We start from the raw sequence: 24,552 nt of genomic DNA, 5'->3' as shown, positions 1-24,552 counted from the left end.
CACCACAACTCCAAGATCGACGGGGTCGGGGTCGGGGTCGGGGTCGGGGTTGGGGTGGGGGTGGGGGTGGGGGTTGGGGGTGGTGCTTAGAGGGGGCGGGTGTAGCGGAGTTGGCGGGTTTGTGCTGATCCGATTGCTTCGTCCCGTTCGTCGCCCGTGGGGGTCCAGCCACCGCGCTCGTAGAAGGCGCGGGCGCGCGCGTTCTGGGCCAGCACCCAGAGCACCGCGCGTCGCCAGCCCTGCGCCCGCATGGCGTCCAGGGCGTCCACCATGAGCAGGCGGCCGGTGCCCCGGCCCTGCTCGGCCGGGTCGAGGTGGATCGCGTTGAGCAGTCCGGTGGTCGGGTCGTCCTCGTCGTCCGGACCCAGGTAGCTGAACCCGACAAGCGTCCCGGCCCGCTCGGCCACGGTCATCCGGTGGTTTTCCCGCTCCCACTGCCACCGCTCCGCCCAGTACCGCCCCATCGCCTCCGGCGTCGGGTCGACCAACGCCTCGGCCGGCAGGAAGGCCGAGTACGCGGCGACCCGGGAGCGCTGGTGCAGGGCGCCCACCGCCATCAGGTCGCGAGCGGTCGCGGGGCGGAGCGTGACGATCATCCGGTCGAGGCTACCCGGCGGGGTGGGAGCTGCACCGTGGTCAGGTCCTCGGCGATGATCAGGTCACCGTCGAAGTGTGCGCGGGCCTCGTCGTGGAACCGGCGCGGGTCCGAGTAGCGCTGGGAGAAATGGGTGAGCACGAGCCGGCGTACCCCGGACTCGGTGGCCACCCGGGCGGCTTGCGCCGCGGTCAGGTGGCCGACCTCGGCGGCGAGCGCGGCCTCCGACTCCAGGAAGGTCGACTCGATGACCAGCAGGTCGGCGTGCTCGGCGAGGGCGTACACCCCGTCGCAGAGGCCGGTGTCCATCACGAACGCGAACCGCTGGCCCGGCCGGGGCACGCTCACCTCGTCGCGGGTGACGCGACGCCCGTCGAGGTCCAGGTGCCCGACGCGGATCAGCTCGCCGACAGCCGGCCCTCTGATGCCGTACGCGGCCAGTTGCTCCGGCAGCATCCGGTGGCCGTCCGGCTCGACCAGGCGATAGCCGTACGTCTCGATGGGGTGCCGCAGCCGGCGTGCCTCCAGCGTGCCGCAGCGCAGCGCGATCCGCTGCCCGTCCTCCTCGATCGGGGTGACCTGCAACTCGGCGGTCTCGTAGAAGGAGGTGGCGTGCCGCAGCCGGGCGAAGTACTCGGCGCCGCCCGCCGGGAAGTGCACGGCGACCGGGTGCGGCACCCGGTCCAGGGAGAGCCGCTGGATGGTGCCGGGCAGGCCGAGGCAGTGGTCGCCGTGGAAGTGGGTGACGCAGATCCGGGTCAGGTCGGTGGCCGTGACCGTGGTGTGCAGGAGCTGACGCTGGCTGCCCTCACCCGGGTCGAAGAGGATCACCTCGTCGTCCCAGCGCAACACGTACCCGTTGTGGTTGCGCTGACGGGTCGGCGCCTGGCTGGCCGTTCCGAGGATCACCAGCTCGCGCATGGACATCGCCGCTCCCCGGAGATGGAGCGACCCCCGGGGCGCTCCGCGCAGGTGCGCGGGCCGGCTGGACTTGGCCGGCACCCCGGGGGTCGGGTGGCTGTCGTGGATTCGCCGCACCGCTGCCACACGGTCTCGACGATGGTGCTGGTGCCCGCCTTGCGGCGGACCGATCACTGTCGAGGACAGCGGCTAGCTGACAGCCACCTCACGAGTCCGATTGCTATACAAGTCTGGACCACCTCCTTTCACGTGTACGGCCACGTTATCGAGTTCCGGGCGGGGTCGGCAACGGATTTCGATCACAGGGTCAGACGGGAATGCCCGGCCACCTCATCGGCGGCCGGGCATTGCATGTGAACAGGCAGACGCGGTCTCAGCCGCTGCGCCTACGGAGTGTCGGTGAGTTCGCGTCGCCAGTGCGCGAACCGGTCGCGGACGGCGGGTAGCTCGGCGGCCGGTAGGCCGTAGCAGTCGAAGTCCTCGTCCGTGATCTGGGTCAACGCGCCCAGTGCGTCCGCGAAGGCACGCGGGTCGAAGCCGGGATCCGCAGCCGCAGCCAGCTCGAGTAGGCGTTCCCTCGTGTATTGGCCGCTCAGCAGCGCGGCGTCCACGTCGAGGAAGTCTCGAGCCTCGGCGCGGCCGAAGAGCGCACACATCTTGTTCGCGACGGCGTCGTCGGGATGGAGAACAGGGCCGACGGGGGACATGACCGGAGCGTGCGCTCGCCAGTCCGCCGACATCTCCAGCTTGTCCGGCTCCCCGCCTGGATCATTGCCGTAGACGAGCAGGCGGGCAAACGTGTCATTCCGATCAGTGAAGAGATCCACGTCGCCGCTGAGCCGACTTCCCATCCCGTGAGCGCTCACCGCGTATCCACCGGCCAGGGCGAAGCCAAACCGGCCGGCCGCACCGAGAGCGATCCTGGTGATCTTTAGATGACTGGGCAGCATCGTTCAGGCTGCGCGGGGAGGGGCGCTGCGGAGTTGAGGGAAGCGTTCTTCCCAGGCTCGGCGAACGGCCTGGGGTAACCACATTGACGGCCAGAGCTGGATCAGGGAGTCGCGGCTGACGTAGGTGTGGAGGTCGGCCGGACTCGCAGCCTCATTGAGGACCGTCCGGTACAGGTCGCCGATGCGCCCGGGCTGCGTTAGGTCGTAACGAGGGTTGCCGGACCACTTCAAGTGGCGTGGTAGCTGGACTGTGCCGGATGTCGGCCCGCAAAGCTGATCAAGGGATTCGGGCACGACGACCGGTTTGGCGTAACCGTACGGACGGCTAGCGCTGTCGCCGCTCATCGTGCCCTCCCTATGTTCGATTCAGCCTAACGCCTCGGTTCAGCCGCCGACTCGGGCCACGCCGACCGGGCAGCTCAGGCCGTTCGGGCCGTGGTTGCAGTACCCGTTCGGGTTCTTGGTCGGCGCGAGGTACTGCTGGTGGTAGTCCTCGGCAAAGAAATAGTCGCCGAGCGGGGCGATCTCGGTGGTGATCTCACCCTTGCCGGCCCGGTTCACGATCGGCTGGAACGCGTCCCGGGACGACTCCGCGATGGCCCGCTGCTCGTCGGTGGTCGTGTAGATCGCCGAGCGGTACTGGGTGCCCACGTCGTTGCCCTGGCGCATGCCCTGGGTCGGGTCGTGGTTCTCCCAGAAGACCTTCAGCAGGTCCTCATAGTTGATCTTGCTGGGGTCGTACACCACCTGGACGACCTCGGCGTGCCCGGTCCGGCCGGAACACGTCTCCTCGTACGTCGGGTTCTTGGTGATGCCACCCGCGTAGCCGGCGGAGGTGGTGTAGACGCCCGGCAGCGTCCAGAACAGCCGCTCGGCTCCCCAGAAACAGCCCATGCCGAAGACCGCGACCTGCAGGCCCTCCGGGAACGGGCCCTTCAGCGGGGTGCCCAGCACCTCGTGGCGGTCGGCGACCGGCATGGCGATCGGACGGCCCGGCAGGGCCTGGTCGGGCGAAACCATCTCAGCGTTCATACGGCGCAAAAACACGTGGGGATCTCCTCTCGTACCTCTCCCAGCGTGTAACACCGGTGGGTCCACCTTCCTTACCCGCGCCGGTGTGAGTCAGGCCCCGTCCGGGAGTGCGGCGGCGACGCGGTCCGCGTAGGCCTCGGCCTCGGCGTCGTCCTCGTAGCGGGTGCGCGGCCAGAAGAAGCCCCGCAGCCCGTCGCCCTTGGTGCGCGGGACCACGTGGGTGTGCAGGTGCGGGACGGACTGGGACACCTTGTTGTTCATCGCCACGAACGTCCCGCCGGCGCCCAGACTGGTCTCCACGGCCACCGCCAGGCGCTGCACCAGCGCGAAGTAGCCGGGCAGCAGGTCCGCCGGCAACTCGGCCAGGGTCACCAGGTGGACTCGGGGCACCACCAGCACGTGTCCCTTGAACACCGGCCGGGTGTCCAGGAACGCCACCCCGTCCGGGGTGTCGGCGACCCGGAACGCCGGCACCTCACCCGCCACGATCCCGCAGAACACGCACCCACTCATCCGCTCAGGCTATGCCGACGAGCCGACGGATCACGGTGCCCCCCACGCGCGCATCGACTGTGATAATCATTGACCGGTCTGGATAAGCACACGGGGGTGACGTGCTGTCGCGGCAGCGACGCCCGGCCGATCGGCCGAGGCGGGCTGCCGCTTGGACTGCGCCCTCACGACGACGATCCGATTCCGTTGCGACCTCAGGACCCCGGGCCGTCGCGGTCTCGCTCGTCGAGACTCCGAAAGGACGCACCTTGCAGATCAGAAGAGGTCCGACCCTGGCGCTGGCCGCCCTGACCGTCGGCCTGCTGACCGCCACGATCTCGACTCCCGCCCAGGCAGCTCCCGCGCAGACGGCCACCCCGCTGTCACTGCCGGGCGTGGCCGACGTGGTGTCGGCCGGTGACCGGGTCTTCGTCAGCGGCGGCTACTCCTCGACCGAGGTCGTGGTGACCAGCGCGACGGGCACGGTGATCGGCACCCTGTCGGGGCTTCCCGGCCCCAGCGACCTGCTGCTCAGCGCCGACCGGCAGACGCTCTACGTGGCGCTGCCCAGCGCCAACGCCATCGCCGCCTTCAACACCGGAACGCTTGCCGAGTCGGCCCGGTACGACACCGGCGCGGGGGAGTGCCCGTCGTCGCTCGCGTTGACCGGGCGGTACCTGTGGTTCGGTTACGGCTGTGACCAGTGGGGCGGCAACATCGGCCGGATCGATCTGGGCCGGCAACCGGCAGTGGTGACCACCGGGGTGGCCACCGGTCAGGACTTCTACGACGCCCCGCTGCTGACCGCCGCCAGCCAGAATCGTTCGGTGCTCCTGGCCGGGCAGCCCGGGTTGAGCCCCGCGTCGGTGTACGCGTACACGATCGGCACCGGGGGAGCACTGAGCGCGCCCAGGGAGAACGACTTCATGGCGGTCGGCAGCAACCTGCAGGACGTCGCGCTCGACCCCACCGGCACCACCGTCTTCACCGCGTCCGGCGCCCCGTACGTGGTGCAGGCGTTCCCGTTCGCCGACATCAGCACCCCGTCCGTGACCTATCCCACCGGTGCGTACCCGAATGCGGTCGAGGTGTCCCGCGACGGCACCAGGATCGCCGGCGGAGCGGACGCCTCCTACGACCCGGACGTGTTCGTCTTCCGGGTCGACGGCACCGAGCTGGCCCACTTCGAGCTGAACGACGACCTCAGCCCGGGAGCGCTGGCCTGGGCGCCCAACGGAGCCCGGGTCTACGCGGTCTCCTACGACTGGACCGGGGACCACCCGGTCACCCTGCACGTCCTGCCCGTTCCGGCCGGCTGACCGGCCCGCCGACGGATGGTCGGCGTACGCGGGGCCGGGCCAGACGGTCCGGCCCCGCGCCCGGGAGCGCGGGTTCCGTTCCAGTCAACTCCGGCGGGGCACTAGCCTCACCAGAATGAACCACGGCTTCGACACGCTCGCGATCCACGCCGGTCAGGACCCCGAGGCGCGGACCGGCGCGGTGATTCCACCGATCTACCAGACCAGCACGTACGCCCAGGACGCCGTGGGCGCGCCCCGGCTCGGCTACGAGTACAGCCGCTCGGGCAACCCGACCCGGGACGCGCTCCAGGAGTGCCTGGCCGCGCTGGAGGGCGGGCCGGTGGGGCTCACCTTCGCCAGCGGTCTGGCGGCCGAGGACGCCCTGCTGCGGGCCGTCTGCCAGCCGGGCGACCACGTGGTGATCCCGGACGACGCCTACGGCGGCACGTACCGGCTGTTCGCCCGGGTCGCCCAGCGCTGGGGCCTGGAGTTCACCCCGGCGAAGGTCTCCGACCCGGCGGCGATCCGGGCGGCGGTGCGGCCCGGCCGCACGAAGATCGTCTGGCTGGAGACGCCGACCAACCCACTGCTGAGCATCGCCGACATCGCCGCCCTGGCCGCCGTGGCACACGACGCGGGCGCGCTGCTCGTGGTGGACAACACCTTCGCCTCGCCGTACCTGCAACAGCCGCTCGCGCTCGGCGCGGACGTGGTGGTGCACTCCACCACCAAGTACATCGGCGGGCACTCCGACGTGGTCGGCGGCGCGCTTGTCGTCGCGGACACCGCGCTCGGCGAGGAGTTGCGCTACCACCAGAACGCGATGGGCGCGATCAACGGCCCCTTCGACGCCTGGCTCACCCTGCGCGGCATCAAGACCCTCGGGGTACGCATGGACCGGCACTGCGACAACGCCGAGCGGCTCGCCGCGTACCTCGACGGGCACGCCAAGGTCGCCGAGGTGCTCTATCCGGGGCTGCCCTCGCACCCCGGTCACGAGGTCGCGGCCAAGCAGATGCGCCGGTTCGGCGGCATGATCTCGTTCCGTGCCGCCGGTGGTGAGGAGCACGCGGTGGACATCTGCAACCGCGCCAAGCTCTTCGTGCTCGCCGAGTCGCTGGGCGGCGTGGAATCCCTGATCGAGCACCCGGGTCGGATGACACACGCAAGTGCTGCCGGCTCGCCGCTTGAAGTTCCCGGCGATCTCGTGCGACTGTCTGTCGGCATCGAGACGGTCGACGACCTACTCGCCGATCTGGAGCAGGCGCTGGGCTGACCGCTGGGGGAGGATGGCCGTGCAGGACATCATGGCGACCTGGGTCGGGGCGACCGCCAAGCAGATCGCCCGGGGCGTACGCCGAGGTGACGTCTCGGCGACCCAGGTCGTCGCCGACCACCTCGAATACATCTCCCGAGCCGACCGTGAGCTGGCCGCGTTCCGCGCCGTTCGCGGTGGCGAGGCGATCACCGAGGCGGAGAAGGTCGACGAGCAGGAGGACCTGGCCAACCTGCCACTGGCCGGGGTGCCCGTGGCGGTCAAGGAGAACACTCCGGTCGCCGGTCTGCCCACCTGGAACGGTTCGGCCGCCGCCCGCAGCGACGTGGCGGAGGCCGACCACGAGGTGGTACGTCGGCTGCGCGGCGCCGGTGCGGTGATCCTCGGTGTGACCCGGATGCCGGAGCTGGGGCTGTGGGCGCTCACCGACGACGACAGCGCGGTGACCCGCAACCCGTGGGACAGCACGCGTACCCCCGGTGGTTCCTCCGGCGGCGCGGCCGCCGCGGTGGCCGCCGGGCTGGTGCCGATCGCGCACGGCAACGACGGCCTCGGCTCGATCCGGATCCCGGCGGCCTGTTGCGGGCTGGTCGGGCTCAAGCCGGGTCGGGGCGTGGTCCCCTGCCAGCTCGGCACGGACGACTGGTTCGGCCTCACCGAGCACGGCATGCTGACCAGCACGGTCGCCGACGCGGCGGTGGGCTTCTCGGTGCTCGCCGGCCGGCGTCCCGAGAAGCTGGTTCCGCCGCAGCGGCTGCGGGTGGGTGTCTCGCTGCGCTCCCCGGTGCGGGGTGTCGCACCGGACGCGCCCAACCGGGACGCGGTCGCCGCCGCCGGTCGGCTCCTCGCCGCCGCCGGGCACGACACGGTGCCGGCCGATCCGGTCTACCCCACCGCGCTGGGCCTGCAGGGCATCGCCACCTGGTTCGCCGCCGCCGCCACCGACGTGCGGGCCGCCGGGTTGGACCGCCGTGGCCTGCAACGACGTACCCGACGGCATGTCGCGCTGGGCGAGTGGGCGCAGCGTCGCGGCTACGTGCGGGAGGCCGACCGGGCCGCGTGGCGGCAACGGTCGGTCGACTTCTTCACCGACCACTCGGTCGACCTGCTGCTCACCCCGGCGCTGGCCAGCGCGCCACCGGAGGCGGCCCGCTGGTCCGACCGGTCCTGGCGGGCGAACATGACGGCCAACATCCGGTACGCCCCGTACGCCGCACCGTGGAACATCGCCGGTCTGCCGGCGATCGTGGTGCCGGTCGGCCGCCGCCCGGACGGTCTGCCGGTCGCCGTGCAGCTCGTCGGTCCGCCCGGCTCGGAACTGCTGCTGCTCGGGGTGGCCGGCCAGTTCGAGATGGCCGCGCCGTGGACTCGTCACGCTCCCGGTTACCCCCGGGTCGGAACAGGGTCGCCGGCTGCCGCCTGATCGTCTACGGTGTGCGCGCACCGTCGCTCTGAGCGGGAGACAGCCATGCGTTGCCAGACCTGCGGGGACACCGCGTCCTCCGCGTTCCACGAGTGTCAGCGTTGCCACACGCCGCTCGGCCAACCCGCCGTCACTCCGGGGCTGCCGACCTACTCCGTACGCGGCATCGGGCTGGCCGCGCGCATCGCGGTCGGCGCGACTGCGGTGCTCTACCTCCTGGTGGCACTCTCCCCGCTGCTCGGGTGGGCGATGTCCCGGCGGGCACAGGCCGACAACGACCCGGATCTGCTGCTCGGTGCGGCGGTCGTCGGCGTGCTGGCGGCGCTGCCCATGGTGGTGGCGTACCTTACCGCCGCCGTGCTGGTGATCATCTGGACGTGGCGGGCGCGGAAGAACACCGACGCGTTCCCGGGTGCGCTGCCGACGCTGGGCGCCGGGTGGGCGATCGCCGGTTGGCTGGTGCCGTTCGCGAACTTCGTGGTGCCGGCCCGCGTGGTGGGCAACGTCGCGCGGGACAGCCTCTGGCGGCGGGTCACCCCGCCCCTGGTGATCGTCTGGTGGAGTTCCTGGCTGGTGTTCAGCGTCGGCGAGAGGTTGGCCAGTCGCCTCGACAGCCGAGCCTACGACGCCCTGCCGGAGACCCCCGCCACCGCCGGCGACTATCAGGCGTACGCCGACTACTACCGGGACTCGTTCCTTCGCAACGCGGTGCCGGCGGTGGCCTGTGTGCTCGCCGCCGTGACGTTCTACCTGCTGATCCAGCGGATTTCCGCCGCACAGGAGGCCCGCATCGCCCGCGCGCAGCCCGCATGGCCGGCCGCCCCCGGCTGGCCAGCGGTTCAGGCCTGGCCGGTGGCTCCGCCTGCGGGTCCGGTGGCTCCGCCCGCAGGTCCGGTGGCTCCGCCCGTGGGTCCGGAGGCCTCGTCCCGGGCATGATCGACACGGGATTGCTGAAACCGCGCTGTCACACGAGGTTGATACCGCGGTTTCGGTGATGTCGAGTGGATCAGCCGTCGAACGGGAGCGGGGGCCTTTGCCGGAAGCGGTGTCGCCGCAGAGGGCTCCGGAGGCGGGTGGCACGATCGGGGCATGACGGAACTGGTCGGTCTCGACGACGTGCGGGCTGCACGGGAACTGCTCGCCGGTGTCATCCGGACCACCCCGCTGGAGCCCTCCCGCCCGCTCAGCGCGGCGCTGGGCGGGCCGACCTGGCTCAAGTGCGAGAACGTGCAGCGCGCCGGCTCGTACAAGGTGCGCGGCGCGTACGTGCGGATCTCCCGGTTGTCGGCGGCGGAGCGGGAGCGCGGCGTGGTCGCGGCGAGCGCGGGCAACCACGCGCAGGGCGTGGCTCTCGCCGCGGGCCTGGTCGGCACGCGTGCCACCGTCTTCATGCCGGTCAACGCGCCGCTGCCGAAGGTGGCCGCGACCAAGGGGTACGGCGCGCAGGTCGAGTTCGCCGGCAACACCGTCGACGAGTCACTTGTCGCCGCGCACACCTACGCCGAGCGCACCGGAGCGGTGCTGATCCACCCGTTCGACCACCCGGACGTGATCGCCGGTCAGGGCACGGTCGCGCTGGAGATCCTCGAACAGTGCCCGGACGTGAAGACGATCATCACCGGGGTCGGCGGCGGCGGTCTCATCTCGGGCATGGCGGTCGCCGTGAAGGCGTTGCGACCGGACGTCCGGATCATCGGCGTCCAGGCGGCCGGCGCGGCGGCGTTTCCTCCCTCGCTGGTGGCCGGGGAGCCGGTCCGGCTGCCGGCGTTCTTCACCATCGCCGACGGCATCGCGGTCGGTCGGCCCGGTGAGATCACCTTCAACCATGTGCGCAAGCTCGTCGACGAGATCGTCACGGTTTCCGAGGAGGACATCTCCCGGGCGCTGTTGATGTTGCTGGAGCGCGGTAAGCAGGTCGTCGAGCCGGCCGGGGCGGTCGGCGTCGCCGCGTTGCTGGCCGGCGTGGTCGAGGTGGAGACGCCGGTGGTCGCGGTGCTCTCCGGCGGCAACATCGACCCGCTGCTGATGCTCCGGGTGATCGAGCACGGTCTGGCCGCCGCGGGCCGCTACCTGCGGGTGACCGTGCGCTGCTCGGACCGGCCGGGACAACTGGCGTCGCTGCTCAGTCAGATCGCCGAGCACCGGGCCAACGTGGTGGACGTGGAGCACCAGCGCGCCAACCCGCACCTCAGTCTCGGCGAGGTGGAGGTGGCGCTGTCGGTGGAGACCCGGGGCGTGGAGCACTCGGACACGCTGATCAGCGCGCTGCGGGCCAGCGGCTACCAGGTGGTCTTCGCCGCCGAGGCGTGACACCGGTGGGTGTCACGCCTCGGGGCGGTGCGTCTGGGCCTGCGGTGCAGCCGGCGACGTCAGCCGGAGAAGGGCTCGAAGCTGACCACTGTCACCTTGATGTCGGCGCCACTGGGTGCCGTGTAGGTGCAGGTCTGCCCGGGCCGACCGCCCAGGATCGCCTTGCCGAGCGCGGACTCGGGGCTGTAGACGGTCAGGTCGGTGGTGGCCGCGATCTCGCGCGAGCCGAGCAGGAAGGTCTCGGTGTCGTCGGCGTCGTCGTCGAAGTAGATCGTCACGACCATGCCGGGCGACACCGCGTCCGCGGACGGCGCCTCGCCGACCTTCGCGGTACGCAGCAACTCCTGGAGGTAGCGAATGCGTCCCTCGGCCTTGCCCTGCTCCTCGCGGGCGGCGTGGTAGCCGCCGTTCTCCCGCAGGTCGCCCTCCTCGCGCCGAGCGTTGATCTCGGCGGCGATCGCCGGGCGGTTGGCGATGTGCTCGTCGAGCTCGGCCTGGAGGCGGTCGTGCGCGTCCTGGGACAGCCAGGTGGCGGGCGCCTCGTTGCCAGTGGACACAGGCGTTCTCCTCAGATGTGCGTGGCTGGCTGACAGGTGAACTACCAAGTTACCAGTGCGGTACGACACAGCGTGTCGGCCATTACCGCCGGTGTCCGGTTCCGACACCCCGGGTAGGCACCCTCCGAGGCCGGTCGCTGAGGCTGTTGTGGCAGCTCAGGACGGGGGTCGGCAGCGCAGAACCTCGCCGATGAACGGCCGCGCGGTGGTGGTCAGGCGGTGCTGGGTCGTGACGTGCCGGTCGCCAGGCCGGGCGGTGACGGTGATCTGGTCACGGGCCACCTCGGCCCCCGCGCGGTCCCGGGCGCGCAGTACGCAGACCGCTGAGCCGCCCGCCGGCACGGTCACCCGAAAGTCGACAAGCACCTGGGTGTCTGTGATGTCGGTGTAAGTGATGACCTGGGCGTCGTAGACCGGGTCGCCGTACTGGCGGTAGAGCCGCACCGAGATCACGGTCAGCGTCGCCACGAGCGCCAGCAGCACCAGCGCGGCGAGCAGGCTGCGTCGGCGTTCGCCGCCAGGTGCGCGGCGACGGCCGTAGCGTCCGGCGGGGAAAACCGGAGCGCCGGGTGAAATTGTGGCGTGCGTCTCGGTCACCGGCGGGTATCTCCTGGCGTTGTTGTCGGCAGCATCGGCAAGAATGACAAGGTCCATCCTCCCACCCGGTCCAGCGGCAGGAATGGCAGGTCATGCCCTGCGGTGCTGGCCGGCGACAGGGTGCGGTGAGCAACGATCCCGGCAGGTCAGCCGGTCGAGCCCGGTCGGGTCCACCGGCCGGCACAGACGAGGAGTGCCGAAGTTGGCAGAGCAGCTGCGACTCATGGCCGTGCACGCGCACCCCGACGACGAGTCGAGCAAGGGTGCGGCGACCATGGCCAAGTACGTCGCCGAGGGCGTGGACGTCCTGGTCGTGACGTGCACCGGTGGGGAGCGCGGCAGCGTGCTCAACCCCAAGCTCGACCGTCCCGACGTCTGGGCCAACATCGGCGAGATCCGCCGCGCCGAGATGGACGCCGCCCGGGCGATCCTCGGCGTCGAGCAGGCCTGGCTCGGCTTCGTCGACTCCGGGCTGCCCGAGGGTGACCCGCTGCCGCCGCTGCCCGAGGGCTGTTTCGCCCTGCAGGACGTCGAGGTGGCCGCCGGCCCACTGGTGCGGCTGATGCGCGAGTTCCGTCCGCACGTGGTGACCACGTACGACGAGGAGGGTGGCTACCCGCACCCGGACCACATCATGTGCCACAAGGTGAGCGTGGCCGCGTTCGAGGCCGCCGGCGACCCGGAGCGCTACCCGGAGCTGGGCGCGCCCTGGCAGCCGTTGAAGCTCTACTACGACATCGGCTTCTCCAAGGCCAAGATCATGGCGTTGCACGAGGGCATGCTGGCCGCGGGCAAGGAGTCGCCCTACGAGGAGTGGATCAAGCGCTGGGAGGACCGGCCCGACAAGGGTCCACGGATCACCACGCGGGTGGAGTGCTCCGAGTTCTTCCCCGTCCGCGACGACGCGCTGCGCGCCCACGCCACCCAGGTCGACCCGGACGGCTTCTGGTTCCACGTGCCGATGGAGTTGCAGCGCCGCGCCTGGCCGACCGAGGACTTCGAGCTGGCCCGATCAATGGTCGACAGCCCGCTGCCCGAGTCCGATCTCTTCGCGGGGGTGCGGGAGACGGCGCACGCGCGCTGATTCCGGGCAGAGCTACCCTGGTTACCAACCGCACATCGGAGGAACGCCATGCTGACCGCTGCCCAGGTGCTCGCGGAGAACAACTTCGGAGACACCCGCACGGGTGGTCTGGCCGGGCCGATGGGCCTGTTCCTCATCCTGCTGCTGGCCGCCGCGACCATCCTGCTGATCCGCAACATGAACGCCCGGCTGCGCCGCCTGCCGGACCGGTTCCCGCAGCAGGCGACGCCGTCCGACCCGACCAGGGTCGACGCTTCAGTCGTCGATCCGACAGACGGGACCACCGGGCGTGATTCATCCGCCACCGGTCCCAATGGGCACCAGCAGCACCGGAACGGGTAGCCAGCGCGTGAATCACGCCGAACCGGGTGGTCGCCCCCTGTTGCGGCCACCCGGTTTGCCTTAGCCTTCCGCCGAGGGACCAAAAGTCTCCGAGCCGTGTGCGGGAGGGGGCGCCGATGACACGCACAGCACCGGCCGCCCGCCGTACCGTCGGTCGGTCGACTGACGGGGGAGGTCGATGACCTCCGGTCCGGCCGGCCGCTCGTCTGACCGGCTCGGGGTGCGGGGCACACCGGGCCGTCTGCTCGTGCTCACCGCCGCCGTCACCCTGACAGCCCTGGCCGCCTCCGCGGTGGGGTTGACCCTTCCCGCCCGGTTGCCGGCCGACGATCCCCTCGGCGGGCCGGCCCGATTCGGCATCGCGGTCGCCGTCCTCGCGCTCGCCCAGCTCGCCCGGCTGCGCTTCCGGTCGTCGGCGGGCATGGTCAGCATCACCTGGGGCGAGGCGGCGTTGATCGTCTGCCTTCATCTGACGCCGGCCGGCTGGCTGCCGTCCGCCACGCTGCTCGGCACCGGCCTGGCCTGGACGATTCTCTCCCTGCACAACGACCGCCGTCCGGCCCTCGATGTCCTCCGGATCGCCGCGTCGCTGGCCGCCGCGACGGCACTGGCCGCCTCCGTGGCCACCGCGCTCGGGCGGCCGTTGCTCGCCCCGCCCACCCCGATGCTGGCGTCGGCCGTGATCGCCGGGTCGGTGACCTACCTCCTGGTGACCGCCTGGCTGGGTGGGGTGACGCTCGGCCTGCGGCACGGGCTGCCGATCGGGCCGCCACTGCTCGCCGCGCTGCGCGGCAAACTCCTGATGTTCGTCGGCAACGTCGCGGTCGGCCTCGTCGTCGTCGCCCTGATGGAGCTCGACCCACGGTGGTTGCTGCTGCTCCCACCGCTGCTCTGGCTCCTGCAACAGACCTACCGCTACCGGCTGCGCTCCGATCAGGAGCACCGCACCTGGCGAGCGTTCGCCGAAGCCACCGCGGCCCTCAACCAGCTCGACGAACGAGGTGTGGCCAGTGCGGCGGTCACCGGCGCGCTGACGCTGTTCAACGCCGAACTCGTGGACATCGACGTCGCTCGGACCGACGGCCGGTGGCACCGGTACCGGGGAGACGCCACCGGCCAGTTCGTCGACCGGGAGACGGACCCGCCAGACCGGTCCGAGCCGGACGAACACGAGCTGAGTCGGGCACTGTCGGTGGGTGCCGCGCCGGTGGGTCGGCTGCGGGTCCGGTTCCCGCGATCTGCTCCGCCCAACGCCCGGGAACGCGATGCGGTGGCCGCGTTCGGTGACGCGCTCGCCGCCGCGCTGCACGACGCCGCGACCCACCGGGAGCTGCGGCTGGTCACCGCCCGTTCGTCGTACGAGGCGGTGCACGACCCGCTCACCGGGCTGGCGAACCGGGCGGCGATGCTCGGCAAGGGCGATCAGTCGCTGCGACAACTCGCACACGATCACCCGGTGGCGCTGCTGCTGCTGGACATCAACCAGTTCAAGGAAGTCAACGACACCCTCGGTCACGCCGCCGGCGACCAGTTGCTGCGACTGACCGCGAACCGGCTCAGTGCGCTGGCCCGCCCCGGTGACCTGCTCGGCCGCCTCGGCGGCGACGAGTTCGCTCTGCTGCTCACCGCGGTGCCGGTGCTCGGGGACCGGGCCGCCCCGATGGCTCACGCACTGCGGCAGGCCCGCGAGATCGCCGAACGACTGGCCGCGCCGACCGAGGTGGCCGGCGTCCGGATGTCGATCGAGGTTTCCGTCGGGGTGGTGGTGGCCGACGCCGGCACCGCCGACCTGACCGAGCTGCTGCGCCGGGCCGACATCGCCATGTACCAGGCCAAGGAGGGCGGCGGCAACGTCGCCGCGTACGACGGCACCCGCGACGCGGCAAGCACCGACCAGCTTGCCCTGCTGGCCGAGCTACGCGAGGCGCTGAAGGTCGACGACCAGTTGGTGCTGGCGTTGCAACCGGCTGTCGACCTGGCCACCGGTGCGCCCACCGGGGTGGAGGCGCTGATCCGCTGGCAGCATCCCCGGCGCGGATGGCTGGGTCCGGCCGACTTCATCCGGCCGGTGGAAAACAGCGAGCAGCTCGGCACCTTCACCCGCTACGTGCTCGACAAGGCTCTCGGCGTGGCCGCGAGTTGGGCCCGGGAGGGGCTCGACGTCCCGATCTCGGTCAACCTGTCGGCGCGCAGCCTGCTCGATCCCCGGTTGCCGGCGGAGATCGCCGAGGTGTTGCGCCGACATCAGGTGCCACCGCACCGGCTGGTCCTGGAGATCACCGAGACGGTGGTGATGAGTGAACTGGAAATCATCGACGAGGTGCTGGCCACGCTCCGGTCGATGGGCGTGCAGCTCGCCGTCGACGACTTCGGCACCGGCTTCTCGTCGCTGACCTTCCTCACCCGGATCGCGGTGGACGAGCTGAAGGTGGACCGCTCGTTCGTGATCCGGATGACGGACTCGCCGGAGGCCGCCGCGATCGTACGGACGACTGTGGGGCTCGCCCACGAGTTGGGGCTGCGCGTGGTCGCCGAAGGGGTGGAGACCGCCGAGCAGCGGCTGGCCCTGGCCGAGCTGGGCTGCACCTCGGCGCAGGGTTACCACTTCTTCAAGCCGATGCCGGCCGACAAGATCGGCGCGGTGCTCGGGTCGCTGCGTGACTCGGCGGAGTCGAACGTGTTCCGGCTGCGCGCCGACGGCGCCTCCTGACCGGCTCGGGTGGAGCCCGCGCGGTCCGCGCCGCGGCTGGTTATGGTCGTCGGGTGAACCGACTCGTCGACGCCACCTCCCCGTACCTGCTCCAGCACGCCGACAACCCGGTCGACTGGTGGCCCTGGTCGGACGAGGCGTTCGCCGAGGCGAGACGGCGCGACGTTCCGGTGCTCATCTCGGTGGGCTACGCGGCGTGTCACTGGTGTCATGTGATGGCGCACGAGTCGTTCGAGAACGAGCAGGTGGCGGCCCTGTTGAACGACAACTTCGTGTCGATCAAGGTGGATCGTGAGGAGCGCCCGGACGTGGACGCGGTCTACATGACCGCGACCCAGGCGATGACCGGCCAGGGCGGCTGGCCGATGACCGTCTTCGCCGCCCCGGACGGCACCCCGTTCTTCTGCGGCACCTACTTCCCGCGGACGAACTTCATGCAGTTGCTCCAGTCGGTCAGCACCGCCTGGCGGGAGCAGCGCGAGGCGGTGGTGCGCCAGGGCGCCGCGGTGGTCGAGGCCATCGGTGGCGCACAGGCCGTGGGTGGCCCCACCGCCCCGCTGGACGCGCCGCTGCTCGACGCCGCGGCCGGCAGGCTGGCCAGCGAGTACGACGCGACGAACGGCGGTTTCGGCGGCGCCCCGAAGTTCCCACCGCACATGAACCTGCTGTTCCTGCTGCGCCACCACCAGCGCACGGGCGACCCGCGCAGCCTGGAGATGACCCGGCACACCGCCGAGGCGATGGCCCGTGGTGGCATCTACGACCAGCTCGCCGGCGGCTTCGCCCGCTACTCGGTGGACGCGCACTGGACGGTGCCGCACTTCGAGAAGATGCTCTACGACAACGCGCTGCTGCTGCGGGTCTACACCCAGCTGTGGCGGCTCACCGGTGACCCGCTGGCCCGCCGGGTGGCCCGGGACACCGCCCGCTTCCTCGCCGACGAGCTGCACCGGCCGGGGGAGGGCTTCCTGTCCGCGCTGGACGCCGACACCGAGGGCGTCGAGGGGCTCACCTACGCCTGGACACCCGCGCAGCTCGTCGAGGCGCTGGGCGAGGAGGACGGCCGGTTCGCCGCCGACCTGTTCACGGTGACCGACGAGGGCACCTTTGAGCACGGCATGAGCGTGCTCAGGCTCGCCCGGGACGTCGACGACGCCGCACCCGAGGTGCGGTCCCGCTGGCAGCAGGTGGTCGGGCGGCTCCTCAGCGCCCGGGACACCCGCCCGCAGCCGGCCCGCGACGACAAGGTGGTGGCCGCCTGGAACGGCCTGGCGATCACCGCCGTCGTCGAGTTCCTCCAGGTGGCCGCGTTGTCCGCTTCCCCGCAGGACGAGGACGCCAACCTGATGGACGGCGTGACGATCGTCGCCGACGGCGCGATGCGCGACGCCGCCGAACACCTGGCCACCGTGCACCTGGTGGACGGCCGCCTGCGCCGGGTCTCCCGGGACGGCAAGGTCGGCGAGCCGGCCGGCGTCCTGGAGGACTACGGCTGTGTGGCGGAGGCCTTCTGCGCGCTGCACCAGCTCACCGGCGAGGGGCGCTGGCTCACGCTGGCCGGCGAGCTGCTGGACACCGCGCTGGCGCGCTTCGCCGCGCCCGGTGGCGCCTTCTACGACACCGCCGACGACGCGGAGCGGCTGGTCGCCCGGCCCGCTGACCCGACCGACAACGCCACCCCGTCCGGACGGTCGGCGTTGGTCGCCGGGCTGGTCGCGTACTCGGCGCTGAGCGGGGAGCCGCGCTACCGGGAGGCCGCCGAGGCGGCGCTCGCCACTGTCGCGCCGATCGTCGGGCAGCACCCCCGGTTCACCGGGTACGCGGCAATGGTCGGTGAGGCGCTGCTCTCCGGGCCGTTCGAGATCGCCGTGGTGACGGACGACCCGGCGGGTGATCCCCTGGTGGCCGCGGCCCACCGGCACGCCCCGCCCGGGGCGGTGGTCGTCGCCGGGCAACCGGACCAGCCCGGGGTGCCGCTGCTCGCGGACCGTCCGCTTGTCGACGGGCGGTCCGCCGCGTACGTCTGCCGGGGGTTCGTCTGCCAACGGCCGGTCACCTCCGCCGAGGAGCTGGTCGCCGAGCTCGGCTGAGCGCACCGTAGTTGCCCACGCCGCACGACGGGCGGCCGCCGCGGCGCTTCCGGGGCGGGTCGCCGGCCCACCGGGTGGGCGTGCCGAGGCCCCGGATAGGCTGGCCGCGCTATGGATTCCCGTACCGGTCTGCCTGTTGTCGGCATGGTGGGTGGCGGCCAGTTGGCCCGGATGACCCACCAGGCCGCGATCGCCCTCGGCCAGTCACTGCGTGTGCTCGCGACCGCCCCCGACGACGGCGCGGCGTTGGTCGCCGCCGACGTCCAGTACGGCGACCACACCGACCTGGCCGCCCTGCGCACCTTCGCCAAGGGCTGTGATGTGGTCACCTTCGACCACGAGCACGTGCCCTCCGAGCACATCCGCACGCTGACGGCGGAAGGGGTGACCCTCTATCCGCCGGCGGACGCGCTGCTGCACGCCCAGGACAAGCAGGTCATGCGGGAACGCCTGACCGAGCTGGGTGCGCCCAACCCGGCGTGGCGGCCGGTCGGTGCGCCCGCCGACCTCGTCGGTTTCGGCGAGCAGGTCGGCTGGCCGGTGGTGCTGAAGGCGGCGCGCGGTGGCTACGACGGCCGGGGCGTGTGGATGGTCGACGACGCCACCCAGGCCAGCGAGCTGGCCGCGACGCTGCTCGCCGGCGGCACCCGGCTGATCGTCGAGGAGCGGGTGCCGTTGCGTCGGGAGCTGGCCGTGCAGGTCGCCCGGTCGCCGTTCGGTCAGGTGGCCGCGTACCCGGTGGTGGAGACGGTGCAGCGGGACGGCATCAACGTGGAGGTGCTGGCCCCGGCGCCCGGCCTGGACGAGGAGCTGGCGGTCTCCGCCCAGCAACTCGCCATCGACCTGGCCACCGCGCTCGGGGTGATCGGCCTGCTGGCCGTGGAGCTGTTCGAGGTGCGCGACGACGCCGGCCGGCCCGCGATCGTGGTCAACGAGCTGGCGATGCGCCCGCACAACTCCGGGCACTGGACCATCGAGGGTTCCCGGACCTCGCAGTTCGAGCAGCACCTGCGGGCGGTGCTGGACTACCCGATGGGTGACACCTCGCTGACCGCGCCGGTGGTGGTGATGGCGAACGTGCTCGGTGGAGAGCCGGGCGGCATCTCGATCGACGAGCGGCTGCACCACCTCTTCGCCGCCGAGCCCGGCGCCAAGGTGCACCTCTACGGCAAGCAGGTGCGACCGGGCCGCAAGGTCGGGCACGTCACGGTGCTCGGCGACGACCTGGACGACGTACGGGCGCGGGCCGCGCGGGCCGCCCGCTGGTTGCGCGAGGGGCACGAGTGAGCCCCTCGGTCGAGAAGGAGACCTCGGTGAGCACGGTCGGCTTGATCATGGGTAGCGACTCGGACTGGCCGACCATGCGCGCCGCCGCCGAGGTGTTGGACGACTTCGGCGTGGCGTACGAGGTGCGGGTCATCTCGGCGCACCGCACTCCGGTGGCGATGATCGAGTACGGCCGGGACGCCGCCGACCGGGGCCTCAAGGTGATCATCGCCGGGGCTGGCGGTGCCGCCGCCCTGCCGGGCATGGTCGCCTCGGTGACGCCGCTGCCGGTGATCGGTGTGCCGGTGCCGCTGAAGCACCTCGACGGCATGGACTCGCTGCTGTCCATCGTGCAGATGCCGGCCGGGATCCCGGTCGCCACCGTGTCGATCGGCAACGCCCGCAACGCGGGCCTGCTCGCCGTACGGATCCTCGGCGCCCACGACGAAACCCTGCGCGCCAGCATGACGACCTACCAGCAGAACCTGGAGAAGCTGGTGGCCGACAAGGAAGCCGCCCTCCAGGCAACCCTGCGCTAGCCGTACCCCCGCGAGGCCCCACGCACCCGGCCCACTCACCGCCCCCACGAACCCGGCCCACTCACCGCCCCCACGAACCCGGCCCACTCACCGCCCCCACGCACCCACGCCGCCGTGACCCTCCGATTCATCTCATGCCGCGCAGGGCGGTCTGGAGGCGTTCCTGGGCGCGGCGGCGGCGCTCGTTGCTCGCGCCGAGCACGAGTAGCAGGATGCCCACCGGGATGAGCGCCAGCCACGGGCCGAGGCTCACCAGCGCGTGGATCGCGGCGATCGCGGTGACCGACGCGCCGACGATCACCGGTGCCTGCTGCCGGCTGGACGAGCCGAAGATCAACACTGCGACCGCACCGAGCAGCAGCAGCATCTGCCGTACCGTGCTGGACTCGGTGGCCAGCACGATGGCCAGCGTCGGCACGAAGGCGGCGACCAGCGCCGGTCCGTACGCCACCCAACTGCTCAGGTCCGGTCGGTGGCGCAGCTCCAGGACCCCGACGAGCAGGGCCAGCGCGGCGAACGGCAGCGTGTACGCCTCGGGCAGCGCCACGTCGGCGACCCGCATCAGGATCCACCACGCGGTGATCTCGCAGATCACCACGGCCCAGAACAGGATCCGACGTTCCACCGGCCGGCGGCCGGGCCGGGTCGCCGCCACGCCGAGGACCGCACCCCAGGCGGCCAGCAGGGCGGCGATGTGTCGGGGCGAGTCGAAGGCGAGGGCCAACGCGATGAGCGCGGCGGCGTAACCGGTCCACTCCACGGTGGACGCCTCCCGCTGCGCCTCGGGACGGCGCAGCCGGGGCAGGGTCGCGGCGAGCACCTGCAGGACCGCCCCGACCGCGAGCACCCCGAACGCGGACCAGACCGCGGCCAGCCCGGCGACCAGGCCGGCGGTGAGGACGAAGAGCTGCGCCATGAGTGAGGCGAAGAGCCAACCGAGGATGCGCGCCCGCTGGGTGGTGCCGAACACCGCCCCCACCGCCCCCACCGCGACAGCGCTGCCGAGGGTGAACAGGGTCAACTGCCGATCGGCCAGACTGCCGGCGAGTCCGGCGCTGCCGCCGGCCAGACCGATGACGAACACCAGCACCCGGGCCAGCCGCAGCGAGCGGGCCCGCTCGGCCAGCGGCGGCGGTGGGGTCAGCGCGAGACCGAGCATCGCGATGGTGAAGACGGAGAGCGCGGCGACCGTGCTGGCGGGCCAGCCCCGACCCAACGCGATGGGTGCGATCAGCAGGGTGACGGCTGCCCCGGGCAGCACCACCGGCACGGCCCGGGACCGCCGCCCGCCGCTGAACCCGGTGGCGGCCAGCGCGGCGGTCGCGGTGAGCAGCAGCGCCGTCAACACGTGCGTCGGGTTGACCACGTCCGGCGGCGGGGTGAGCAGCTCCGGCAGCGGACCCTGCCAGATCCGGGTCAGGGTGCGGTGGGGCTCGACCAGCGCGGTGACCAGCGCCGGTGCGATCGAGGCGAGGGCCAGGGCGGTCGGCAGGGCCGCCGCGGCCAGTGCACCCGCGGCCGGGTTGACCCGCCACCGGCGTCGTTCCGGGTCGTCCGGCAGTCGCCGGAGCGCGCCGTCGAGCCGTACCGCCCAGCGCCGAACCGGCTGGGCGGAGCCGGTGGGCGGCACGGTGGCCGCTCGGATCAGCTCGGCCAGCACACCGAGCAGCGCGGCGGCAGCCGCGTAGACGCCCGCGGGAAGGCCGGTGGGGATGGCGGCGAGGGCGCTGATGCTGGCCCCGCCGACCACCGCGACGCTGACCCAGGGCAGATATTGCGGCACCTGACGGCGGACCGCGGCCACGGCGGCGAGGCCGAGGCTGGACGCGGCCAGCGCGGCGGTCAGCACCACCTGCGCCGAGTTCTCGAATTCGGCGGCCAGTGCCGCCACCGCGCCGGGGAGGGCCAGCACGGCCGCACCGATCGCCGCGCCACCGATCTGCACCAGGTGCGGCGGCATCCCCTCGGTGTCGATGTCGGCCACCTGTGGGCCGGCCAGGACGCGTGCCACCGTCGCCACCACCACGCCGATCAGCGCGATGCTGCCCAGGGCCAGTGCGGTCGTCCAGGGCTGGACCAGGCCGGCTCCGGCGGCGTGCAGCGCGACCACTCCGGCCACGGTCGCCCGGGACAGCCCGGCGCGCGCCTCCTCGCTGGCTGCCGCCGCCATCCCGTAGACGGTGGCGACAGTTGCGCCGACCAGGACCGGCGACCACCAGGCCAGATCGAACGCGGCCGGCGCGCCGATCGTGGCGAGCACCACGGCCGCGCCGGACACGTCCCACCGCCAGGGCGGCGGGAGCAGGATGCCGGCGGCGAGGGCCAGCAGCGCCAACGCGACAGGTGCCTGCCAGGTGGCCCCGCCAACGGGCGCGGCCGGCCAGCCGCTCAGGTCGCCCTGCCAGATCGGGCCGGGGGTGGCCAGCACACCGACCCCACCGCGAATCGCCGACCAGCCGGCGAGTACGCCGATGAGGAGACCGCCGGCGGCGAGGCCGAGGATTGGTCCGCGTCGCCACTCCTCCGGCATGGTGCGTGCTCCCACGGCGACCACCAGGACCAGTGCGGCGGCCATCGCCAACTGCCCGCCCGGGGCGAGTACCGCCCCGATCCGTACCAGCGTGGCGATCAGGGCGGTGGTGACCGCCGCGGCGGCCAGGTCCGAGCCGTCGAGGGTGAGGTCGGCGCGACGGCCGGCGTCGATGGATGGGGCCAGGAACAGCAGCACTGCGGCGACCAGCAGCAAAGCGCCCACCCAGGCGTCGGCGACGGTCGCGCCGGGCGCTCCGAACGCGGCGGCGGTGACCAGCAACGCGCCCAGCCCGGTGCCGACCGACAGCGGTGCGGGGATGCGGCGCTGGGAGACCTGCACGACGGCGGCGTAGCCGAGGGTCACGCAGACCGCCAGGAAGCTGGCTGCCAGCACCGGGACGGTCACCTCGCGGAGGCTGGCCGGGGTGGGGGTCGGGTCGGTGGGCACGGTGGCGGCCACGAACGCGGCCACCGCCCCGGGCAGCGCGAACGCAGCCCCTCCGGCGGCCCAGGCGGTGACCGTGTCGGAGGCGGCCGAGGCGATCCGGATCCGGGGTGCCAGCGCGACAAGCGTGCCGGCCGTGAACAGGGTGAGCAGGACCGCTGCGGTGAGCGCGGGGCGCGACAGGCTGGCACCGGCGCCGAGCAGGCCCACCACGGCCGCTCCGATGGCGTGCGCCGCCGCCGCTCGGTCGGTGCGGGCGGAGAGCCCGATGACCCCGATGCCGATCGCGGTGATCACCATCGGCCAGGGTGCCGCGGCCCAACCGAGACCGAGCGAGGCCGGCACGGCGAGCGCGGTCAGCGCCGCGCCGGCGACCGCGAACTCCCGGCGGATCTCCGCCGGCAGGGCCAGCACCGCCGCGATGGTGAGCAGGAAGGCGGCACCCGCGAGCTGCCAGGTGGTCGGCCCGACCGCGGCGGCCAGCGCGGCCGGAAACCGGTCGAGGTCGGCATCCCAGGCGGGCAGTGCCGCCCGGACCGGCGCCAACCCGGCGCGTAGCGCGCCACCGGCGACCACCAGCCCGCTGACGGTCAGCGCCACCGCCGAGGCGAGCTGCGGGCCGCGTCGGGCCGCCTCGGGGACCGCGCGCACGGCCAGCCCGGTCACCGTGATGACCGCGGCGATCAGCAGCAGCGCCCGGCCCGGGAAGGCCACCGAGGCGATGCGGCTCAGCGCGCCGATCACGGCCAGCGTGACGATGCCCGCCGCGACGTCGGGCAGCGGCGCGCGACGCAGCACCAGCGCGCCGGCCAGCCCGATCGTGGCGGCCAGCAGCAGCACCACCCCGGCGCCGGTCGCGGTCGGCACGGTCTGTGCCCGGAGCAGGGCGGTGACCGCGTACGCCAGGGCGACCGCGACCGCCACCGCGTGCAGCACCCAGGTCAGCTCGCCCAGCCCGGGGACCGGGCGGCTCGGCCGGGTGTCGGTCGAACCCGTGCTGGCGTCGATCAGCTCGGCGGCCTCCTCCGCGTCGCCCTCCGGCCGGGTCTCGGCGCCGCGTTGGCGGGGCGCGGACGTGGTGTCCGACGGTGGCAGATCCTGCCGGACGGGGCGTTCCAGGGCCACGCCGGAGCGGGCCAGCCAGAGGTCGACGAGGGCGACCAGGGCCAGCACCAGCGCCCAGCCACCCGGGCCGGTGATCTGGTCGTACGCCAACAGCGGCAGCACCGGCTGCGCGGCGAGCACGGTGGCGAAGCGGGGTGCGCGTAGACCGGTCCAGCCGGCGTACCCGAAGGCGACTCCCGCGGTGACCGCGAAGAGCACCCCGGCGAAGACGGTGCCGGAGGCGCCGCCCGCGCCGATCCGGTCCACGGCCCAGAGGGCGTTGCCGGCGAGCGGCACCAGCAGCAGGCCGACCGCGGCGATGGTCTCGGCGGTGGAGGTGAGCCCACGCCGGGCCAGCACCGGTGGGGCGAGCAGCATCAGCACCGTGGCCAGGAGCAGGATGCCGAGCCGGGCCAGCGCGTCCATCGAGCTGGTGGCGACGGCGGCGAAGACCACCGCGGCCACCGCGAGCAGCAACGCGCCCAGCCCGAGGGGGATGTTCTGTACTTCGCGCGACGAGGCTTCCGGTGGGTGCGCCGGGTCGTCCGCGTCCAGCCAGCTCGGCCTCGGTGGAGGCGGCGGCGGGTCCTCGGGGGCGGACGGGGTGCCCTGCCGGGGGACCCGGGGCGGCACCGAGGCACCGGCGGCCGATGGGCGCCGGCCGGGGCGGCGGCGGAGCACGCGGCGCGGCCGGGTGGCCTGCTTGAGCCGCTCCTCACCGGCGTGGGCGAGGATGTCCCGCTGGAAGAGCGCGGCCTGCATCTTCGCGGCGATCTGCCGCTGCTCGCTGGCGATGGCGGCGTCGCGCCGCTTCATCTCCGCGATCGAACGCTCGATGTCCGCCAGGTGCTCGACCCACTGCGGCTGGTCAGCCCCGCAGTGTGGGCAGTGGACGGCCGGTTTGATCTCCCGGCCGCACGAGGAGCATTGAAAGTTCGCCACGACACCCCTCCACCCGCACTGTGGACTCCCACTGTCGCAGCATG

General features: G+C 72.5%; 19 protein-coding genes. 11 read left to right on the top strand and 8 right to left on the bottom strand.

What is annotated here, in order from left to right:
- Positions 1-86: 86 nt before the first annotated feature.
- The 5 genes from AB0O48_RS02045 to AB0O48_RS02025 form a co-directional block, all read right to left on the bottom strand.
- Positions 87-596: a GNAT family N-acetyltransferase gene (locus tag AB0O48_RS02045; protein WP_365062420.1), complete on the bottom strand. Its 510-nt coding sequence runs from the start codon at positions 594-596 to the stop codon at positions 87-89.
- Positions 593-1,522, bottom strand: a complete 930-nt coding sequence (locus AB0O48_RS02040) for a ribonuclease Z (protein WP_357572521.1) — start codon at positions 1,520-1,522, stop codon at positions 593-595. The genes AB0O48_RS02045 and AB0O48_RS02040 overlap by 4 nt, the downstream gene beginning before the upstream one ends.
- A 380-nt stretch (positions 1,523-1,902) precedes the next feature.
- Positions 1,903-2,466 (bottom strand): nucleotidyl transferase AbiEii/AbiGii toxin family protein, encoded by a 564-nt coding sequence (locus tag AB0O48_RS02035; protein WP_365062417.1) that lies wholly within the window; start codon positions 2,464-2,466, stop codon positions 1,903-1,905.
- A 384-nt stretch (positions 2,467-2,850) separates the two neighbouring features.
- Positions 2,851-3,513: a peptide-methionine (S)-S-oxide reductase MsrA gene (gene msrA / locus AB0O48_RS02030; protein ID WP_357241791.1), complete on the bottom strand. Its 663-nt coding sequence runs from the start codon at positions 3,511-3,513 to the stop codon at positions 2,851-2,853.
- A 75-nt stretch (positions 3,514-3,588) separates the two neighbouring features.
- Positions 3,589-4,011, bottom strand: a complete 423-nt coding sequence (locus AB0O48_RS02025) for an HIT family protein (RefSeq protein ID WP_357572523.1) — start codon at positions 4,009-4,011, stop codon at positions 3,589-3,591.
- Between the two features lie 248 nt (positions 4,012-4,259).
- Between AB0O48_RS02025 and AB0O48_RS02020 the strand changes: the two genes are divergently transcribed.
- From AB0O48_RS02020 to ilvA, 5 genes are all read left to right on the top strand, one after another.
- The gene (locus AB0O48_RS02020) at positions 4,260-5,309 is read left to right on the top strand and encodes a WD40 repeat domain-containing protein (RefSeq protein ID WP_357241798.1); all 1,050 of its coding nucleotides are present in this window, start codon (positions 4,260-4,262) and stop codon (positions 5,307-5,309) included.
- Between the two features lie 115 nt (positions 5,310-5,424).
- Positions 5,425-6,567, top strand: a complete 1,143-nt coding sequence (locus AB0O48_RS02015; protein ID WP_357241801.1) for a cystathionine gamma-synthase — start codon at positions 5,425-5,427, stop codon at positions 6,565-6,567.
- 13 nt (positions 6,568-6,580) lie between these two features.
- On the top strand, positions 6,581-7,990 hold the full coding sequence (locus AB0O48_RS02010; protein WP_357241804.1) for an amidase family protein: 1,410 nt from the start codon (positions 6,581-6,583) through the stop codon (positions 7,988-7,990).
- Between the two features lie 45 nt (positions 7,991-8,035).
- On the top strand, positions 8,036-8,926 hold the full coding sequence (locus AB0O48_RS02005) for a DUF4328 domain-containing protein (protein ID WP_357572524.1): 891 nt from the start codon (positions 8,036-8,038) through the stop codon (positions 8,924-8,926).
- Between the two features lie 153 nt (positions 8,927-9,079).
- Positions 9,080-10,300, top strand: coding sequence for a threonine ammonia-lyase (gene ilvA, locus AB0O48_RS02000; protein ID WP_357241810.1), 1,221 nt, complete (start codon positions 9,080-9,082; stop codon positions 10,298-10,300).
- 59 nt (positions 10,301-10,359) lie between these two features.
- Here the strand turns inward: ilvA and greA are convergent, their stop codons facing one another.
- Positions 10,360-10,857 carry a transcription elongation factor GreA gene (gene greA / locus AB0O48_RS01995; protein WP_357241813.1) on the bottom strand — a complete coding sequence of 166 codons (498 nt, stop codon included), beginning with the start codon at positions 10,855-10,857 and terminating at the stop codon, positions 10,360-10,362.
- A 156-nt stretch (positions 10,858-11,013) separates the two neighbouring features.
- Complete coding sequence (locus AB0O48_RS01990; protein WP_357572555.1) at positions 11,014-11,454, bottom strand: DUF4307 domain-containing protein; 441 nt, start codon at positions 11,452-11,454, stop codon at positions 11,014-11,016.
- A gap of 202 nt (positions 11,455-11,656) precedes the next feature.
- On the opposite strand from AB0O48_RS01990, the gene mca reads away from it, so the two are divergent.
- The 6 genes from mca to purE all read left to right on the top strand — a co-directional run bounded on the left by mca (position 11,657) and on the right by purE (position 19,485).
- Complete coding sequence (mca, locus tag AB0O48_RS01985) at positions 11,657-12,538, top strand: mycothiol conjugate amidase Mca (RefSeq protein ID WP_357241816.1); 882 nt, start codon at positions 11,657-11,659, stop codon at positions 12,536-12,538.
- Between the two features lie 48 nt (positions 12,539-12,586).
- Positions 12,587-12,880: a hypothetical protein gene (locus AB0O48_RS01980; protein WP_357241819.1), complete on the top strand. Its 294-nt coding sequence runs from the start codon at positions 12,587-12,589 to the stop codon at positions 12,878-12,880.
- A 178-nt stretch (positions 12,881-13,058) separates the two neighbouring features.
- A complete protein-coding gene (locus AB0O48_RS01975) occupies positions 13,059-15,590 on the top strand; it encodes a bifunctional diguanylate cyclase/phosphodiesterase (RefSeq protein ID WP_357241822.1) in 2,532 nt (843 codons plus the stop codon).
- A 53-nt stretch (positions 15,591-15,643) separates the two neighbouring features.
- Positions 15,644-17,680, top strand: a complete 2,037-nt coding sequence (locus AB0O48_RS01970) for a thioredoxin domain-containing protein (RefSeq protein WP_365062410.1) — start codon at positions 15,644-15,646, stop codon at positions 17,678-17,680.
- Positions 17,681-17,791: 111 nt separating this feature from the next.
- Positions 17,792-18,967, top strand: a complete 1,176-nt coding sequence (locus AB0O48_RS01965) for a 5-(carboxyamino)imidazole ribonucleotide synthase (protein WP_357241828.1) — start codon at positions 17,792-17,794, stop codon at positions 18,965-18,967.
- 26 nt (positions 18,968-18,993) lie between these two features.
- The gene (gene purE / locus AB0O48_RS01960; RefSeq protein ID WP_357241831.1) at positions 18,994-19,485 is read left to right on the top strand and encodes a 5-(carboxyamino)imidazole ribonucleotide mutase; all 492 of its coding nucleotides are present in this window, start codon (positions 18,994-18,996) and stop codon (positions 19,483-19,485) included.
- A 127-nt stretch (positions 19,486-19,612) separates the two neighbouring features.
- On the opposite strand, the gene AB0O48_RS01955 is transcribed toward purE, so the two are convergent.
- The gene (locus tag AB0O48_RS01955; protein WP_365062407.1) at positions 19,613-24,508 is read right to left on the bottom strand and encodes a permease; all 4,896 of its coding nucleotides are present in this window, start codon (positions 24,506-24,508) and stop codon (positions 19,613-19,615) included.
- Positions 24,509-24,552 lie beyond the last annotated feature (44 nt).

This window comes from Micromonospora sp. NPDC085948 (assembly GCF_040686315.1).
Classification (GTDB): domain Bacteria; phylum Actinomycetota; class Actinomycetes; order Mycobacteriales; family Micromonosporaceae; genus Micromonospora.
The sequence above is the reverse complement of the archived record's forward strand: the minus strand, read 5'-3'. Positions and strand labels throughout refer to the sequence as shown.

What these genes read in the sequence shown, in the direction of transcription:
- AB0O48_RS02045 (WP_365062420.1), bottom strand. Translation starts at nt 596, where the DNA reads ATGATCGTCACGCTCCGCCCCGCGACCGCTCGCGACCTGATGGCGGTG.
- AB0O48_RS02040 (WP_357572521.1), bottom strand. Translation starts at nt 1,522, where the DNA reads ATGTCCATGCGCGAGCTGGTGATCCTCGGAACGGCCAGCCAGGCGCCG.
- AB0O48_RS02035 (WP_365062417.1), bottom strand. Translation starts at nt 2,466, where the DNA reads ATGCTGCCCAGTCATCTAAAGATCACCAGGATCGCTCTCGGTGCGGCC.
- AB0O48_RS02025 (WP_357572523.1), bottom strand. Translation starts at nt 4,011, where the DNA reads ATGAGTGGGTGCGTGTTCTGCGGGATCGTGGCGGGTGAGGTGCCGGCG.
- AB0O48_RS02015 (WP_357241801.1), top strand. Translation starts at nt 5,425, where the DNA reads ATGAACCACGGCTTCGACACGCTCGCGATCCACGCCGGTCAGGACCCC.
- AB0O48_RS02010 (WP_357241804.1), top strand. Translation starts at nt 6,581, where the DNA reads ATGGCCGTGCAGGACATCATGGCGACCTGGGTCGGGGCGACCGCCAAG.
- AB0O48_RS02005 (WP_357572524.1), top strand. Translation starts at nt 8,036, where the DNA reads ATGCGTTGCCAGACCTGCGGGGACACCGCGTCCTCCGCGTTCCACGAG.
- ilvA (WP_357241810.1), top strand. Translation starts at nt 9,080, where the DNA reads ATGACGGAACTGGTCGGTCTCGACGACGTGCGGGCTGCACGGGAACTG.
- AB0O48_RS01980 (WP_357241819.1), top strand. Translation starts at nt 12,587, where the DNA reads ATGCTGACCGCTGCCCAGGTGCTCGCGGAGAACAACTTCGGAGACACC.
- AB0O48_RS01975 (WP_357241822.1), top strand. Translation starts at nt 13,059, where the DNA reads ATGACCTCCGGTCCGGCCGGCCGCTCGTCTGACCGGCTCGGGGTGCGG.
- AB0O48_RS01965 (WP_357241828.1), top strand. Translation starts at nt 17,792, where the DNA reads ATGGATTCCCGTACCGGTCTGCCTGTTGTCGGCATGGTGGGTGGCGGC.